This window comes from Klebsiella terrigena (genome assembly GCF_012029655.1).
Taxonomy (GTDB): domain Bacteria; phylum Pseudomonadota; class Gammaproteobacteria; order Enterobacterales; family Enterobacteriaceae; genus Klebsiella; species Klebsiella terrigena.
In genome coordinates, this window is the sequence record NZ_CP050508.1 from 589,483 (window position 1) to 605,187 (window position 15,705).

The 15,705-nt window shown below is 55.9% G+C and carries 18 protein-coding genes and 1 other RNA gene; 6 read left to right on the plus strand and 13 right to left on the minus strand.

The genetic code is table 11. The features are described 5' to 3' along the window. Positions 1–8 precede the first annotated feature (8 nt). The 4 genes from garR (at position 9) to HCK03_RS02845 (ending at position 4,356) form a co-directional block, all read left to right on the plus strand. Positions 9–899, plus strand: coding sequence for a 2-hydroxy-3-oxopropionate reductase (gene garR / locus HCK03_RS02830; RefSeq protein WP_041147356.1), 891 nt, complete (start codon positions 9–11; stop codon positions 897–899). Between the two features lie 64 nt (positions 900–963). Next, positions 964–2,109 (plus strand): glycerate 2-kinase, encoded by a 1,146-nt coding sequence (gene garK / locus HCK03_RS02835; protein WP_041147355.1) that lies wholly within the window; start codon positions 964–966, stop codon positions 2,107–2,109. 32 nt (positions 2,110–2,141) lie between these two features. Then, positions 2,142–2,520: RNase P RNA component class A (gene rnpB / locus HCK03_RS02840), an RNA gene on the plus strand. Between the two features lie 963 nt (positions 2,521–3,483). Further along, positions 3,484–4,356 (plus strand): mechanosensitive ion channel domain-containing protein, encoded by an 873-nt coding sequence (locus HCK03_RS02845; RefSeq protein WP_167691100.1) that lies wholly within the window; start codon positions 3,484–3,486, stop codon positions 4,354–4,356. A gap of 62 nt (positions 4,357–4,418) precedes the next feature. Here HCK03_RS02845 and HCK03_RS02850 read toward each other — a convergent pair whose 3' ends face one another. Both HCK03_RS02850 and HCK03_RS02855 read right to left on the minus strand, forming a co-directional pair. Next, complete coding sequence (locus HCK03_RS02850) at positions 4,419–4,580, minus strand: hypothetical protein (protein WP_166793755.1); 162 nt, start codon at positions 4,578–4,580, stop codon at positions 4,419–4,421. Positions 4,581–4,604: 24 nt separating this feature from the next. Further along, positions 4,605–5,306, minus strand: coding sequence for a pirin family protein (locus HCK03_RS02855; RefSeq protein WP_041147353.1), 702 nt, complete (start codon positions 5,304–5,306; stop codon positions 4,605–4,607). A 104-nt stretch (positions 5,307–5,410) separates the two neighbouring features. Here HCK03_RS02855 and HCK03_RS02860 point away from each other — a divergent pair, with 104 nt between their 5' ends. Continuing rightward, entirely contained in the window at positions 5,411–6,307 is an 897-nt protein-coding gene (locus tag HCK03_RS02860) for a LysR family transcriptional regulator (RefSeq protein ID WP_041147352.1), read from the plus strand. Positions 6,308–6,348: 41 nt separating this feature from the next. On the opposite strand, the gene HCK03_RS02865 is transcribed toward HCK03_RS02860, so the two are convergent. From HCK03_RS02865 to HCK03_RS02915, 11 genes are all read right to left on the minus strand, one after another. Continuing rightward, on the minus strand, positions 6,349–6,714 hold the full coding sequence (locus HCK03_RS02865; protein ID WP_167691101.1) for a DUF805 domain-containing protein: 366 nt from the start codon (positions 6,712–6,714) through the stop codon (positions 6,349–6,351). Between the two features lie 126 nt (positions 6,715–6,840). After that, a complete protein-coding gene (locus HCK03_RS02870) occupies positions 6,841–7,827 on the minus strand; it encodes a glutathione S-transferase family protein (protein WP_041147350.1) in 987 nt (328 codons plus the stop codon). Positions 7,828–7,900: 73 nt separating this feature from the next. Further along, positions 7,901–8,293: a DoxX family protein gene (locus tag HCK03_RS02875; protein ID WP_004867955.1), complete on the minus strand. Its 393-nt coding sequence runs from the start codon at positions 8,291–8,293 to the stop codon at positions 7,901–7,903. A 236-nt stretch (positions 8,294–8,529) separates the two neighbouring features. Then, on the minus strand, positions 8,530–8,826 hold the full coding sequence (locus HCK03_RS02880) for a YqjK-like family protein (protein ID WP_041147349.1): 297 nt from the start codon (positions 8,824–8,826) through the stop codon (positions 8,530–8,532). A gap of 2 nt (positions 8,827–8,828) precedes the next feature. Further along, positions 8,829–9,221, minus strand: a complete 393-nt coding sequence (locus tag HCK03_RS02885) for a phage holin family protein (RefSeq protein WP_041147348.1) — start codon at positions 9,219–9,221, stop codon at positions 8,829–8,831. 2 nt (positions 9,222–9,223) lie between these two features. After that, entirely contained in the window at positions 9,224–9,529 is a 306-nt protein-coding gene (locus HCK03_RS02890) for an ElaB/YgaM/YqjD family protein (protein ID WP_041147347.1), read from the minus strand. Between the two features lie 32 nt (positions 9,530–9,561). Further along, complete coding sequence (locus tag HCK03_RS02895; RefSeq protein WP_041147346.1) at positions 9,562–9,930, minus strand: DUF1090 domain-containing protein; 369 nt, start codon at positions 9,928–9,930, stop codon at positions 9,562–9,564. Positions 9,931–10,079: 149 nt separating this feature from the next. Further along, entirely contained in the window at positions 10,080–10,466 is a 387-nt protein-coding gene (gene mzrA / locus HCK03_RS02900; protein WP_172620402.1) for an EnvZ/OmpR regulon moderator MzrA, read from the minus strand. Continuing rightward, positions 10,466–11,128 carry a DedA family general envelope maintenance protein YqjA gene (gene yqjA, locus HCK03_RS02905; RefSeq protein WP_041147345.1) on the minus strand — a complete coding sequence of 221 codons (663 nt, stop codon included), beginning with the start codon at positions 11,126–11,128 and terminating at the stop codon, positions 10,466–10,468. The genes mzrA and yqjA overlap by 1 nt, the downstream gene beginning before the upstream one ends. A gap of 465 nt (positions 11,129–11,593) precedes the next feature. Next, entirely contained in the window at positions 11,594–12,370 is a 777-nt protein-coding gene (gene exuR / locus HCK03_RS02910; protein ID WP_041147344.1) for a transcriptional regulator ExuR, read from the minus strand. Between the two features lie 130 nt (positions 12,371–12,500). Then, positions 12,501–13,802, minus strand: a complete 1,302-nt coding sequence (locus tag HCK03_RS02915) for an MFS transporter (protein ID WP_041147343.1) — start codon at positions 13,800–13,802, stop codon at positions 12,501–12,503. 480 nt (positions 13,803–14,282) lie between these two features. On the opposite strand from HCK03_RS02915, the gene uxaC reads away from it, so the two are divergent. Beyond that, positions 14,283–15,695 (plus strand): glucuronate isomerase, encoded by a 1,413-nt coding sequence (gene uxaC, locus HCK03_RS02920; protein ID WP_041147342.1) that lies wholly within the window; start codon positions 14,283–14,285, stop codon positions 15,693–15,695. Positions 15,696–15,705: the final 10 nt, after the last annotated feature.

Below are 15,705 nucleotides of genomic sequence, written 5' to 3' on the forward strand. Positions count from 1 at the left end.
AGAACGTTATGACGATGAAAGTTGGTTTTATTGGCCTGGGCATCATGGGCAAGCCTATGAGCAAAAACTTGCTGAAAGCCGGTTACTCGCTGGTGGTTTCCGATCGTAATCCTGAAGCGGTTGCTGAAGTGATAGCTGCCGGGGCAGAAACGGCGGCTACGGCGAAGGCGATTGCCGAGCAGTGCGATGTGATTATCACGATGCTGCCAAACTCCCCGCATGTGAAAGAGGTGGCGCTGGGTGAAAACGGCATCATTGAAGGCGCGAAGCCGGGCACCGTACTGATTGATATGAGCTCCATCGCGCCGCTGGCGAGCCGCGAAATCAGCGAAGCGCTGAAGGCGAAGGGCGTGGATATGCTCGATGCGCCGGTAAGCGGCGGCGAGCCGAAGGCAGTCGACGGCACGCTGTCGGTGATGGTCGGCGGCGATAAGGCTATCTTCGATAAATACTACGACCTGATGAAGACGATGGCCGGTTCGGTCGTGCACACCGGCGAAGTGGGGGCTGGCAACGTGACGAAGCTCGCCAACCAGGTGATCGTCGCGCTGAATATTGCCGCGATGTCTGAAGCGCTGACCCTCGCCACCAAAGCGGGCGTCAATCCGGATCTGGTGTATCAGGCTATCCGCGGCGGCCTGGCGGGGAGCACCGTGCTGGATGCGAAAGCGCCGATGGTGATGGATCGTAACTTCAAGCCAGGTTTCCGCATCGACCTGCATATTAAGGACCTGGCCAACGCGCTGGATACCTCCCATGGCGTGGGCGCTCAGCTGCCGCTGACGGCGGCGGTGATGGAAATGATGCAGGCGCTGCGTGCCGATGGTCTGGGTACCGCCGACCACAGCGCGCTGGCATGCTATTACGAAAAACTGGCGAAAGTGGAAGTCACTCGCTAACAAGAAGGGCGTGAAACGCGCCCTGTAATTCTTGCCTTGCGCGGCACTGTCAGGCTACATAACTATGAAAATCGTAATCGCCCCAGACTCTTATAAAGAAAGCCTTTCTGCCATTGAGGTAGCTCAGGCAATAGAAAAAGGATTTCGGGAAATTTTCCCCGATGCGGAGTATGTTTCCGTCCCGGTTGCCGACGGTGGTGAAGGCACCGTTGAGGCCATGATTGCCGCCACGCAGGGTTCTGAATATACCGCTCTGGTTACCGGGCCGTTAGGTGAAAAGGTGAACGCCAGCTGGGGAATGTCCGGCGACGGTAAAACGGCGTTTATCGAGATGGCGGCCGCCAGCGGACTGGGCCTGGTTCCGCCGGCGCTGCGCAACCCGCTGCTGACGACATCGCGCGGGACCGGCGAGCTGATTCTTCAGGCGCTGGATCATGGGGCGAAAAATATCATCATCGGCATCGGCGGCAGCGCCACTAACGATGGCGGCGCCGGGATGGTGCAGGCGCTAGGAGCCAGCCTCCGCGATGCTAACGGCAGCGAGATTGGCAACGGCGGCGGGAGCCTCGCCAGCCTGAATGCCATCGATCTCCGCGGTCTGGACGCCCGGCTGCAGGAATGTACCATCCGCGTAGCCTGCGACGTGACCAACCCGCTGACTGGCGATGTGGGCGCCTCGCGTATTTTTGGCCCGCAGAAGGGGGCGAGCGAAGCGATGATCCTCGAGCTGGATCGCAATCTTGAACACTATGCCGATGTGATAAAAAACGATTTGCGCGTGGACGTGAAGCAGGTGGCGGGAGCCGGCGCTGCCGGTGGTATGGGGGCCGCGCTGATGGCGTTCCTCAATGCCGAACTGCGCAGCGGGATCGAGATTGTCACCCAGGCGCTGAATCTGGAAGAGCATATCCTCGACTGCTCGCTGGTGGTGACCGGCGAAGGGCGGCTTGATAGCCAGAGCATCCACGGCAAGGTGCCGGTCGGCGTGGCGAGCGTGGCGAAGAAATACCATAAGCCGGTGATTGGCATTGCCGGCAGCCTGACCCGCGACGTTGGCGTGGTGCATCAGTTTGGCATCGACGCGGTATTCAGCGTGCTGACCAATATTACGACGCTGGAAGAGGCCTTTCGCGGGGCGTCGGACAATATTTATCGCGCGTCGCGCAACATCGCCGCGACATTGCGGGCCGGGATGGCGATGGAGGGATGACAACCGGCGGCAAACCCTCTATACTTCGCGCCGAAGCTGACCAGACAGTCGCCGCTTCGTCGTCGTCCTCCTTCGGGGGGAGACGGGCGGAGGGGAGGAAAGTCCGGGCTCCATAGGGCAGGGTGCCAGGTAACGCCTGGGGGGGAAACCCACGACCAGTGCAACAGAGAGCAAACCGCCGATGGCCCGCGCAAGCGGGATCAGGTAAGGGTGAAAGGGTGCGGTAAGAGCGCACCGCGCGGCTGGTAACAGTTCGCGGCACGGTAAACTCCACCCGGAGCAAGGCCAAATAGGGGTTCATAAGGTACGGCCCGTACTGAACCCGGGTAGGCTGCTTGAGCCAGTGAGCGATTGCTGGCCTAGATGAATGACTGTCCACGACAGAACCCGGCTTATCGGTCAGCTTCAACTCATTCGACACAAACCCCGCCTCGGCGGGGTTTTTGCTTTCTGCGCAAAGGATTAGGCAGAAAGAAAGGGATGGGACAGAAAGGGCGAATGACTGTCCACGACACTCTTCATGAAAAGAACGCGGCTTATCGGTCAGCTTCAACTCTTCAGAAAACCCCGCTTCGGCGGGGTTTTTGCTTTCTGGGCAAAGGATTAGGTAGAAAGAAAAGGATGGGACAGAAAGGAGAATGACTGTCCACGACACTCTTCATGAAAAGAACGCGGCTTAGCGGCCAGCTTCGACTCTTCAGAAAACCCCGCCTCGGCGGGGTTTTTGCTTTCTGCGCAAAGGATTAGGCAGAAAGAAAAGGATGGGACAGAAAGGAGAATGACTGTCCACGACACTCTTCATGAAAAGAACGCGGCTTATCGGTCAGCTTCAACTCTTCAGAAAACCCCGCCTTGGCGGGGTTTTTGTTTTCTGCGCAAAGGATTAGGCAGAAAGAAAAGGATGGGACAGAAAGGGCGAATGACTGTCCACGACGCTCTTCATGAAAAGAACGCGGCTTAGCGGCCAGCTTCGACTCTTCAGAAAACCCCGCTTCGGCGGGGTTTTTGCTTTCTGCGCAAAGGATGGGACAGAAAGAGCGAATGACTGTCCACGACACTCTTCATGGAAAGAACGCGGCTTAGCGGCCAGCTTCAACTCATTCGACACGCCATGACCTGCAGCTTTAATTTGGCACCGCGCCGGCATGATATTATTCTTCACCGCGGGCCGCCGGAATATATAACGGATGGCGCGGGTTGTATAAAATTAAACATTTTTATTGCTGTTTTTGATGGCGCGCTCGGGGATACTGTCTGGCTTAGTATTGGCGTGTTTTATCCATTTTATCTACTGTCCCTGGCAGGTGCTTTGCACTATTAAGTACTAATGGATGGCATATTAATTTTTCTTAGCCTGAGTCCGGAGTGCTTATTATGAAAGACTTTGTTTTATTCCCACAGGTTAAAAATGCAATTGCATGGCTGGAAGGTCATGGCGATACGATTATGCAGTTTGGCTGGAATATTGCGGCCGCGGTTATTTTACTCTTTGTGGGTAAACTGGTTTCTAAATTATTATCAAAGACTATCGAAAGGATCCTGTTGCGCAGAAACGTCGACGCGACGGTGGTTCATTTCTTCGCGGCGATCGTTCGCTATATTACGATGGCGTTTGCCATCGTGGCGGCGCTGGGAAGAGTCGGAATCGAAACCTCGTCGATTATTGCCGTTATTGGCGCAGCAGGCCTGGCGATTGGCCTTGCGCTGCAGGGGTCGCTGTCGAACTTTGCCGCCGGCGTGCTGCTGGTCACGCTACGCCCCTTCCGCGCGGGTAACTTTGTCCAGGTTGGCGCGGTGTCCGGGGTCGTGCAAACGGTTCACGTTTTCTCGACGACGCTGCTCACCGTTGATAATAAAGAAGTGGTGATCCCCAACGGCAAAATCATCGCCGACAGCATCGTGAACTACTCCCGTCATCCGTATCGTCGTATCGATCTGCTGCTGGGCGTGGCGTATCAAAGCCGCATTGCGGAGGTCAAAAACGTTATTCAGAGCGTTGTTGATAAAGAGTCGCGTATTGATAAATCCCGCGGCACGACGGTGCGCCTTATTGAGCTCGGGCCGTCAACGCTTAACTTCACCGTCCGCGTGTGGGTGAAAAACGTTGAATACTGGGATACCTATTTCGATCTGCTGGAGACCATTAAAGAGTCTCTGGATGAGCATAATATTGTGCTGCCGGGCCCGAGGATGGATATTCAACTGGTGAATTCATCCCAGCAGGCGCTTATTCAGCGCGCGTCATAACCTCTCGCGCAGATAATAACAGCGGAAGCAGAGTCGGCCCCGGCAGGAGCCGATTTTTGGCATCAGGCGGCGTTTTCTTCATCCTGAAGTCGTATCTCCGCATCGGCGACGATAGCCTCCAACTCGCTGAGCATCTCTTCGTAGCCAAAGCCGACGACGTGGGTTGTTTCCGGCAAGGTCGGCTGAATCGGCGATGCGGTCTTCTTCGGTTTCTTCTTACTCACTGATAAGCTCCATGACTCCCGTTTTTACACCGGTAAATCTATCAGTAAAGCGCGCAAAGGCGTATCGGCAACGAGGGTAATGTTAGCTTCATCACGAATAAAGGCGCCATCGCCGCAGGTCAGCGCCTGCTTTTCCTCTTCATGCGCTACGGCGTGCACGGTCCCGTGAATAGACTGCAGATAGGCGCGCGGTCCGTGAAGCTGCACGTTAATCCTCTCGCCTTTCGCCAGATCGAGATGATGGATCCAGACCTGCTGGCGTAGCTGCAAACTATCCTGCGCACCGTCCGGTGAAGCCAGCAGCTGCTGCGGACCCTCGGTGATACTCATCTTCTGTACCAGCGGATTTTCGCGCTCCGGGCAGGCATCCAGCCACAGCTGCATCCGCGTGAGCGAACAATCTTTACTCAGATTATGCTCGCTATAGCTGACGCCCGGCTGGGTCGAAATCAGCAGCGCTTCGCCGGCTTTGGCCTGCACGTGGTTGCCGTCGCTATCGCGGTACTCCGCTTCCCCTTCCAGGATCAGGTTCAGGATATCGACCTTCGGGTAGGTGCGCGGCTGGAACGATGCGCCCGGTGCCAGAACTTCCTGGTTGAGCACGCGCAGGGAGGCGTAGCCTAACAGTTTAGGGTCGAAGTAGTGTCCAAAGGAAAAGGTGTAGCGGGCCTGCAGCCAGCCGAAATCTGCTTGTCCGCATTGTTTGGCTGTTCGGGTAGTAATCATTGTCTTGACCTCTCTTTACACTAAAACAATGGTAAAGGTATGGACGCTGTATTGTTAGCCAGATATTCTGCCCGGTATATTCAAATTTCCTGAATGAGAGTGCTATGGCCAGAGAGAGAGCATTAACGCTGGAAGCGTTGCGCGTAATGGATGCGATCGACCGGCGCGGGAGCTTTGCCGCCGCGGCTGACGAGCTTGGGCGCGTCCCTTCTGCACTCAGCTACACGATGCAAAAACTGGAAGAGGAGCTGGACGTGGTGCTGTTTGACCGCTCCGGTCATCGAACAAAATTCACCAACGTGGGCCGCATGCTGCTGGAGCGCGGACGGGTCCTGCTGGAGGCGGCGGATAAGCTCACCACCGATGCCGAAGCGCTGTCCCGCGGTTGGGAAACGCATCTGACCATCGTCACCGAAGCGCTGGTGCCGACCACCGATTTCTTCCCGCTGATTGAAAAGCTGGCGACCAAATCGAACACCCAGCTCTCGGTCATTACCGAAGTGCTCGCCGGCGCATGGGAGCGCCTGGAGCAGGGACGGGCGGATATCGTCGTTGCGCCGGATATGCATTTTCGCTCTTCGTCGGAAATTAACTCGCGTAAGCTCTATTCGGTGCTGAACGTCTATGTTGCCGCGCCGAATCACCCTATTCATCAGGAGCCGGAGCCGCTTTCCGAAGTCACGCGGGTGAAGTATCGCGGCGTGGCGGTAGCGGATACCGCGCGTGAGCGTCCGGTGCTGACGGTGCAGCTGCTCGACAAGCAGCCGCGTTTAACGGTCAGCACCATTGAAGATAAGCGCCAGGCGCTGCTGGCAGGGCTGGGAGTGGCGACCATGCCCTATCCGCTGGTGGAGCAGGATATTGCCGAAGGGCGCTTACGGGTTGTCAGCCCGGAATATACCAATGAGATTGACATTATTATGGCCTGGCGCCGCGATAGCATGGGCGAGGCCAAATCCTGGTGCCTGCGGGAAATTCCCAGACTGTTTACCGGGAAGTAAATCAGCGCTGCGCACCGCGCGAAGGCGGTGCGCATAATGAGCTATGAAAGGGTTTTTGGGTCGGGTCCGAAGCGGTTATTTCCGGGCGTTCCGCTTTGGCAATTGAAGACCAGAATCGCCAGCCAGCCGATGACCGGGATCAGCAGCAGCAGTAGCCACCACGCCGAACGGTCCGTGTCGTGCAAACGCCGAAACTGCACCGCCCACCATGGCAAAAAGATCAGCACGCCGTAAATCGTCGTCAGGATGCCTTCACCCCCCGCTCGCTGCCAGCCCAGCATTTTATCGATAATGCTGAGCACGCCGGTGAGGATGATATTGACCAGAATAAACATCCAGTACTCTTTACGACGGGCGCGACCGCCAAAGCCAATATAGTTTCTTATTACCTGTAGATACCAGTCCATGTCTATGCCTCGATTAGCCGTCAATCACTTGTTTTTAAAGCGATCGTAATAAGAATAGACGGGAATGAAAGGCGGGTAAATATCGCGGCTGTGAAATTTCAGGCGCCGCTGGGGGCGCCCGATATATCAGCGGAAAAGAAGGTCACGGCCGTGCGGCTCGTGCAGATCCTGCTGCGGGCCGACGGAGATAATTCCGGTCGGGTTAATGGTTTTATGGCTGCGGTAGTAGTGGTTGCGAATATGGCCAAAATCGACGGTCTCGGCAATGCCCGGCATCTGATAGATATCGCGCAGGAAGCCGTACAAATTTGGGTAATCGCTGATGCGCCGCTGGTCGCACTTAAAGTGGGTGACATACACCGGGTCGAAGCGCACGAGGGTGGTCCACAGACGAATATCGGCTTCGGTTAGCTGGCTGCCCGTCAGGTAACGGTGCTGGCCGAGGATCTGCTCCAGGCGTTCCAGAGAAGCAAATACGCCATCAACGGCTTCATCATAAGCCTGCTGGCTGGTGGCGAACCCGGCTTTATAAACGCCGTTATTCACGCTGTCGTAAATCCAGCCGTTCAGCTCATCGATGTTCTCGCGCAATGCAGGCGGGTAGTAATCGCCGGCGGTTGCCCCCAGCCCGTCGAAGGCGGTATTGAACATCCGAATAATTTCAGCTGACTCGTTGCTGACGATAGTTTGCAGCTTCTTATCCCACAGGACCGGCACCGTCACTCTCCCGGTATATTGCGGGTCGGCATGCAGATAGAGCTGGTAGAGAAACTGGTGCTGATACAGCGTATCGCCGGTGGCGTCCGGGAAGCTGCTATCGAACGTCCAGCCGTTCTCGAACATCAGGGGATTGACGACCGAGACGGAGATAAACGGCTCCAGGCCTTTTAGCTTGCGCAGAATCAGGGTGCGATGCGCCCAGGGGCAGGCGAGGGAGACGTACAGATGATAGCGATCTTTTTCGGCAGCAAAGCCGCCATCGCCGCTCGGTCCGGGTGCACCATCGGCGGTCAGCCAGTTACGGAAGGCCGAAACGGAACGCTTGAATCGTCCTCCGGTGGATTTGGTGTCATACCAGGTATCGTGCCAGACGCCGTCGACTAATTGTCCCATTGTTTCCTCCTTCAGACTGTAGATAGCAAAAGCGAGGAGATATCTCCTCGCTTTTTGATTCAGTATAGTGTGCTTACCACTTTTTATTCAGCACGCGGTCGATGCTGAATGCGCCTGGACCGGTGATAGCCAGCAGCAGGAAGCCGCCTGCGATTGTCAGGTTTTTCATGAACATCAGCGAGTTCACGCCTTCAGCAAAGTTGCTGTGGAACAGGAACGCGGTCAGCAGGGTAAAACCGGCGGTGAACAGCGCGGTCGTACGGGTCAGGAAGCCGAACAGGATGGCCAGGCCGCCGCCGAACTCAAGCAGAATGGTTAACGGTAGTAATGCACCCGGGACGCCCATGGCTTCCATGTATTGCTGGGTGCCTGCATACCCGGTGATTTTTCCCCAGCCTGCGGTAATAAACAGGATTGGCATCAGGATACGTGCTACCAGTACACCAACATCTTCTAATTTTTTCATTTCTTACTCCAGAAAACCCAAAGGGCGGCGGTTTTGTTTTTTGGTGCAATCCTGCGTAGTTACGCGGGGTTGCTGTCGATGGAGTGAATATTAGCGAGACGTTGAGGGAATTGTTAGCAAGGAAAACTGTAGATCTTCATCAAGAATTCTGAGTAACTGCCCGGGAGACAGGCAAATAAAAGGACCGGTTAAGGTCCTGAGAACAAAGCAGGTGGGGGAACTCAGCGCGGTGTGCCTTAGCGCGATGATTGCTGGCGCAGCAGGCCTTTAACCATGCGCCAGGTACTCCAGACGCCGACGCCGCGCCGGGTCCAGCGCATAAGAAAGCGAGGGTGGCGAACGGACCAGATGGCCATTACGCCGCTGCCGACCAGCGCCCACGAGCGCAGGTTTTGCAGCGTCAGCCAGCCCCGGTCGAGCGGGGCGGTGGCTGCCAGCCAGTCGCGGCGGCCGGCGGTTAAATCCAGCCGCTGCTGCTGGATCTGGCGCAGCAGAAGCGTCTTGCGCCGCTCACGTTCCTGTTGACTGCTCACGGTTAATCATCCTCCAGCAGCGCTCTGTCGTTAGCCAGCTCCGTGCGGGTATGGCGCAGGAACGTCGAACGCCGGGCCTTGCGTAGCGTCCAGATACCGCCGATCAGCGAAGCGAGCAGCAGCACGACGGTGGTGGCGATCATGACGTTCAGGCGATACTGCGGATCGACGGCCCAGATAATGAGCACCAGCAGGCTCATCAAGCCGAACGCGGCGAACAGCAGGGTCAGCCCCAGCATCAGGAACAGCTGGAAGAGGTTAGCCTTCTCTTCTTCCAGCTCCACGACCACCAGACGCAGACGCGTTTCCACCATTTCAACCAGCAGCGATACGATGCGCTGGCCGATGCCGAAAACGCTCTGACCCGGTCCTTGCGTGCGTTGAGAGTCCGCCATAATTAGCGACGCGTCAGCAGGACACCCAGCACCAGCCCAACGGCTGCGCCAATACCTACGCCGGTCCACGGATTTTCGCGAACGTACTCATCGGCGCGCGCGGCGCTTTCACGGGTCTGCCTGACGATGGCATCGCCGGTTTCACCCAGGCGTACGCGGCTCTCTTTCAGCGCGCTTTCTGCTTTGCTACGCAGCTTGCCTATCTCTTCCTTCGATTTATCCGTGGAGGAGTTCAGCACTTCTTCCAGGGTATCAGCCAGAGTTTTCAGTTCTGCACGCAGGTCGTCTGCAACGTTATCTTTAGGCATCTTTCTCTCCTGTAGAGTGGTCCATATACATACTAGTACTCACGTGACTCAAGCGCTTTCAGCTCTTGCTGCGCTTCATCAAGTTTATGCTGGCGCTTGCTGATTTTCTCAGCATCGCCTTTCTGTTCGGCTTCGCGCAGATCGCGCTGACGTTCGCTAATCTCTTCCCGCTGCTTAGCGATTTTTTGCTGGTGATCGGCTTTGAGCTTACTGTCGCTACAGTGGGCCTGAACTTCACGCAGCGCCTTATTGAGGCCATCAATACGGTTCTGATTATGATGTTTCTCGGCATAGCTAATCTCCCGCTGGATATCCTGCTCTTTTTCCTGACAGGGGGAGATGGCAAAGGCGCTGGAGCTAAGCGAAGTTAAAACCAGGATCAAAGCGATGCGGTGTTTCATGGATGCTACCTTCCATTGTGTGAGGGCATATCCGTAGGATAGACCCGATCCAGTTGATTAACGTCAGCCCGGTGGCTCCCGCAGTCTTAAGCATAGTAAGGAAAACAGGAAATCACCAAACTGCGTGAAAATATTCAGAATTTTGGAAATTATCCAAACCTGTGTGGCGTATCGCGCAGGCGGGAGAGCCATGCTGTCGGCGTGTTATCTTCCTCCAGCAAAGCAATAATATAACCGTGCGGCAGGGCGCGTCCCAGCACTTCTTTCGCCGCTATTCCCTGGGCGCTGGAATCAAATTTGATCAGCAGGCCATCTTTTTGCGGCGTGATGCTTTTAAAACGAATACCGTTGGCATCAAGATGGTGCCAGACAGAAAAGCCGTCCGGCATGCCAACATCCTGACTTGCGGGGTGGATAGCGAGGGTGGCTTCCTGCTGTTGCGCCGCCAGCCATAGCCAGAACAGGGCGCACAGCAAAAGTGAACCGCCCAGCATCCAGCCCAACTTACGCAGAGAAGGGCGTTTATTAACCATCATCAGCCCCGACTTCTGTGTTTTTTCTTCCACATCACCACGAGCGAGCCGATTAAACCAAATACCAGCAGCACCACCGGCAGCAGCATCAGGCAGGACATGAGCTGATCTTCATATTTCAGGAATACCGGCGTTTTGCCCAGCAGGTAGCCCAGGGAGGTCAGAATCAGTACCCACAGCAGGCCGCTCATCCAGTTAAAGAACTGGAAGCGCGCATTGTTCAGCCCCGAGATGCCGGCAATGGTCGGCAGCAGGGTACGAACGAAAGCGATAAAGCGGCCAATCAGCAGCGCGGAAAGCCCGTGCTTATGGAACAGATGGTGCGCGCGCTGATGATAGTGGGACGGCAGATGCGAAAGCCAGTTCTGCACAATCCGCGTGTTGCCCAGCCAGCGGCCCTGAATATAGCTCAGCCAGCAGCCGAGGCTGGCGGCCGTTGTGAGCAGCAGCAGCGTTTCGGGGAAGCCCATTGCGCCCTTAGCAATCAGGACGCCAACCAAAACCAGCAGGCTATCGCCTGGTAAAAAAGCGGCCGGAAGCAGGCCGTTTTCGAGGAATAAAATCATAAATAAGACGAAATACAGCATGCCAATCATGGAGGGATTGGCGAGAGTTTCGTAATCCTGGCTCCATAGAGCATTTAACAATTGGGTTAATAGTTCCATTCACGATTCCTGGTACATCGGTTAACGGTACGTCTGAACGCAGTGTAAATATAGCGACATAGGTTGTTATTGGATTATGGTCGCTGCTGATGCGGTCTGAACGGATCCCTGTCTGGCATCATCTTCTTCAGGTCGTTCCAGGCTACTTTTGCGCGGAAAAACCAGCCGCTATTGCTATCCACGCTACCGGGTATCTCTTCCTTTGCTCTCTGCACGTACCCTGAAGGGATAGGCGTGCATCAGATAAAGATAAGCAAATGCGAGCCGCAGAACGACGAAATGCATCTAATTGTAACAAAACCGCTGACTTTACGGCAGATAAATTGCAGTTTGTTGCTTGTTGATTTTGCTGATTGCGGCGGCGAGTGGCGAGTGTCTTTACACAGGCTGACACTATAGATGTTTGCTTACCTGGTCAGGATGGCGGGCGGACGCTGGTCGTCGGCCCGGAATGAGGATAATCGCTTATTTTACGCCGTTGGCGGCGGTATCGAGGTGAACAACCGGATTTTCCGCAAACAGGTAGCGATCGGCGTTGAATTCAAAATCATCGCTGGTTTCGTTGAACAGCATCAGCTTGGTGTTTTCCAGGTGCTGCCACATCGCCAGCTTCGCGGCGTGCGGATCTTTACGAATCAGCGCTTTAAGGATCTGATCGTGATCGTCGCACCAGCTATCGACGGTGCGCATGTCGATATGGTCGTGCAGTTTTTTCCAGTAGGGGTTGTGCACGCGCTGGGTCCACATTTTTTCGACAATCGCCGCGAGAGCGGAGTTCTGGGTCGCCAGGGCAACCTGAACGTGAAACTGGAGGTCCCACTCGGAATCGCGGAAGCACTTCTCTTTGCGCGCGTTCTCCTGGATCTCCATAAGCTTCATGATGTCCTGCTTGGTCACCTGGGTGGCGGCAAACTCGGCGATATTGCTCTCAATCAGCTGTCGGGCCTGCAGCAGCTCAAACGGACCGTAGTTGGCGAACTCCAGGGTCTCGTCGATCGGCTGCTGGTGCTTCGGATGATTGGAGATAACGTGAATGCCCGAGCCTTTGCGTACTTCCACATAGCCTTCGACTTCCAGCATGATAATGGCTTCGCGAACCACGGTACGGCTAACGCTTTTCTCGTCGGCAATAAACCGCTCTGCGGGCAGCTTATCGCCCACCAGGTAGACACCTTGTTCAATACGTGCCTTCAACTCTGCGGCCAGCTGTTGATACAAACGACGTGGTTCTGTGATTTCCATATTCGCTCCCGGAAGATGGCGACAATATTGGATTTGTTATACCACTTTTACGCACATCCCACCACTGCCAGGCATGAAAAAGCCGCCTTTATCGAGGCGGCTTGAGCGGGTCAATCTTGCGGTGCAGTCGCTAGCTTTGCGTCACCGGTTTACTGGTGCTGAGCGGGGTGGGATCGTCGTCCGCCGATTTGTTCTTCAGTACGGTCCAGATGACGATGGCACCCAACAGGTCGAAGACCGCCAGCACGGCAAACAGCGGGCTAAAGCCGATGGTGTCCGCCAGCGCGCCGACCACCAGCGCAAACATGGTGCTCGCCATCCAGGCTGCCATACCGGTCAGGCCGTTAGCGGTCGCCACTTCATTACGACCGAATACGTCGGAAGAGAGCGTAATCAGCGCCCCGGACAGCGCCTGGTGAGCAAAGCCGCCGACGCACAGCAGGGCGATAGCCACGAACGGGCTGGTGAACAGGCCAATCATACCCGGGCCAATCATCAGTACGGCGCCCATGGTGACGACCATTTTACGCGAGACGATCAGGTTGACGCCAAACCAGCGCTGGAACAGCGGCGGCAGGTAGCCACCCACGATGCAGCCGAGGTCAGCGAACAGCATCGGCATCCATGCGAACATGGCGATCTCTTTCAGGTTAAAGCCATACACTTTAAACATGAACAGCGGGATCCACGCGTTGAAGGTCCCCCAGGCCGGCTCCGCAAGGAAGCGCGGCAGGGCGATACCCCAGAACTGACGGTTGCGCAGGATCTGCCACGGCGACATCTTCTTACCGTTGTTGGTCTGATGCTGAGACTCCTGGCCGCCGATGATGTAGTCGCGCTCTTCGCTGGTTAATTTTTTCTGGTCACGCGGGTGCTTATAGAACACCAGCCACGCCATTGCCCATGCGAAGCTCAGGACGCCGGAGATGATGAACGCCATCTGCCAGCTGTGCATCACAATCGCCCAGACCACCAGCGGCGGCGCGATCATCGCGCCGATCGAGGAGCCAACGTTGAAGTAGCCAACGGCAATGGAGCGCTCTTTGGCCGGGAACCATTCCGAGCTGGCCTTCAGGCCCGCTGGGATCATGGCGGCTTCAGCTGCACCCACGGCGCCACGCGCCAGGGCTAATCCGCCCCAGCTGCCTGCCAGTGCCGTTGAGCCACAGAAAATAGCCCAGGCGATAGCGAAGAAGGCGTAGCCGATTTTGGTACCGAGAACATCCAGCACGTAGCCCGCAACAGGCTGCATAACGGTATAAGCAGCCGAGTAGGCCGCGATGATATAGGAATACTGTTGGGTGGAGATGTGTAACTCTTCCATCAGAGTTGGCGCAGCCGCAGCCACAGTGTTACGCGTCAGGTACCCCAGCACGGTGCCCAATGTCACCAGTGCGATCATATACCAACGTAACCCTTTAATTTTACGCATGTAAAACCTCATCGTTTGTTTTATATCCGCAGCGAGTGCGGCCATCTTCAGCCCCGTAACGGCGATGAAGAGGGAGAACGGAGGGCTCAGGGTAGGAAACCCGTATGGCCCGAACCTTGCCATCAATCGTTATGTTTAATCCGGCATCCATACCGTTCAATCCGATGCCTGTCGTCATCGGTAATACATTCCGTCGGTTCATATGTTTCGACGAAAGCAAGATAACTTGTCATACAACTTCAAAGGTTGAGTGCCGTCACAAAAGTGGGAAAGTTTATGGGGGTATTATCCTCTGCGAGTAAAGCCAGTACTGGCGCGGCCTGGCGAAGCTTTTACTCCTTTGGCGGTAATTTTTTTGTCAGCGTTTATTGATCTAACTCACGAAAAAGATTTCGGCCTCTGGAAATTGGTGTGATAACTTTGTCAGCATGATAGTCAATCATCTGAAGGGCTCCGCAAAGGGGCGAAGAGGAAAAGAAAATGACACCGTTTATGACTGAAGATTTTCTGCTTGATACCGAATTTTCCCGCCGTCTGTACCATGACTACGCCAAAGAACAGCCGATTTTCGACTATCACTGCCACCTGCCTCCGCAGCAGATTGCCGAAAATTATCGTTTTAAAAATCTGTATGACATCTGGCTGAAAGGCGATCATTACAAATGGCGCGCGATGCGCACAAACGGCGTTGCTGAACGCCTGTGTACCGGCGATGCGTCGGATCGCGAGAAGTTTGCCGCCTGGGCCGCCACCGTGCCGCATACCATTGGCAACCCGTTATACCACTGGACGCATCTTGAGCTGCGTCGTCCTTTTGGTATTACAGGTAAGGTGCTGTCTCCGGCTACCGCCGATGAGATCTGGGATCGGTGCAACGCGCTGCTGGCGGAGGAGCGTTTTTCTGCCCGCGGCATCATGCAGCAGATGAACGTGAAAATGGTCGGGACGACCGACGATCCGGTTGATTCGCTGGAACACCACGCGGCGGTAGCAAAAGACGCGAGCTTCACCACCAAAGTCCTGCCGAGCTGGCGTCCGGATAAGGCGTTTAATATCGAACAGGCGACCTTCAGTGACTATATGGCGACGCTGGGCGAAGTATCCGATACCGATATTCGCCGCTTTGCCGACCTGCAGTCTGCGTTAACGAAGCGTCTCGATCACTTCGCGGCCCACGGCTGTAAAGTCTCCGACCATGCGCTGGACGTGGTGCTGTTTGCCGAAGCCAGCGAGGCCGAGCTGGATAGCATCCTCGCCCGCCGCCTGACCGGTGCCGTCCTGAGCGAGCGCGAAGTCGCGCAGTTCAAAACCGCCGTGCTGGTGTTCCTCGGCGCAGAGTACGCCCGCCGCGGCTGGGTACAGCAGTACCACATCGGCGCGCTGCGTAACAACAACCAGCGCCAGTTCAAGCTGTTAGGGCCGGACGTTGGTTTCGACTCCATCAACGATCGGCCGATGGCGGAAGAGCTGTCGAAGCTGCTGAGCAAGCAGAATGAAGAGAACCTGCTGCCGAAAACCATCCTCTACTGCCTGAACCCGCGCGATAACGAAGTGCTGGGCACCATGATCGGTAACTTCCAGGGCGAGGGGATGCCGGGCAAGATGCAGTTCGGTTCCGGCTGGTGGTTCAACGATCAGAAAGACGGCATGGAGCGTCAAATGACCCAGCTGGCTCAGCTTGGCCTGCTGAGCCGCTTCGTCGGCATGCTGACCGACAGCCGCAGCTTCCTCTCCTACACGCGCCATGAATATTTCCGCCGCATCCTGTGCCAGATGATCGGCCGCTGGGTAGAGGCAGGAGAAGCGCCGGCGGATATTCAGCTGCTGGGCGAGATGGTGCAAAACATCTGCTTTAACAATGCGCGTGATTACTTCGCCATTGAACTGAACTAAGACCAGAGGT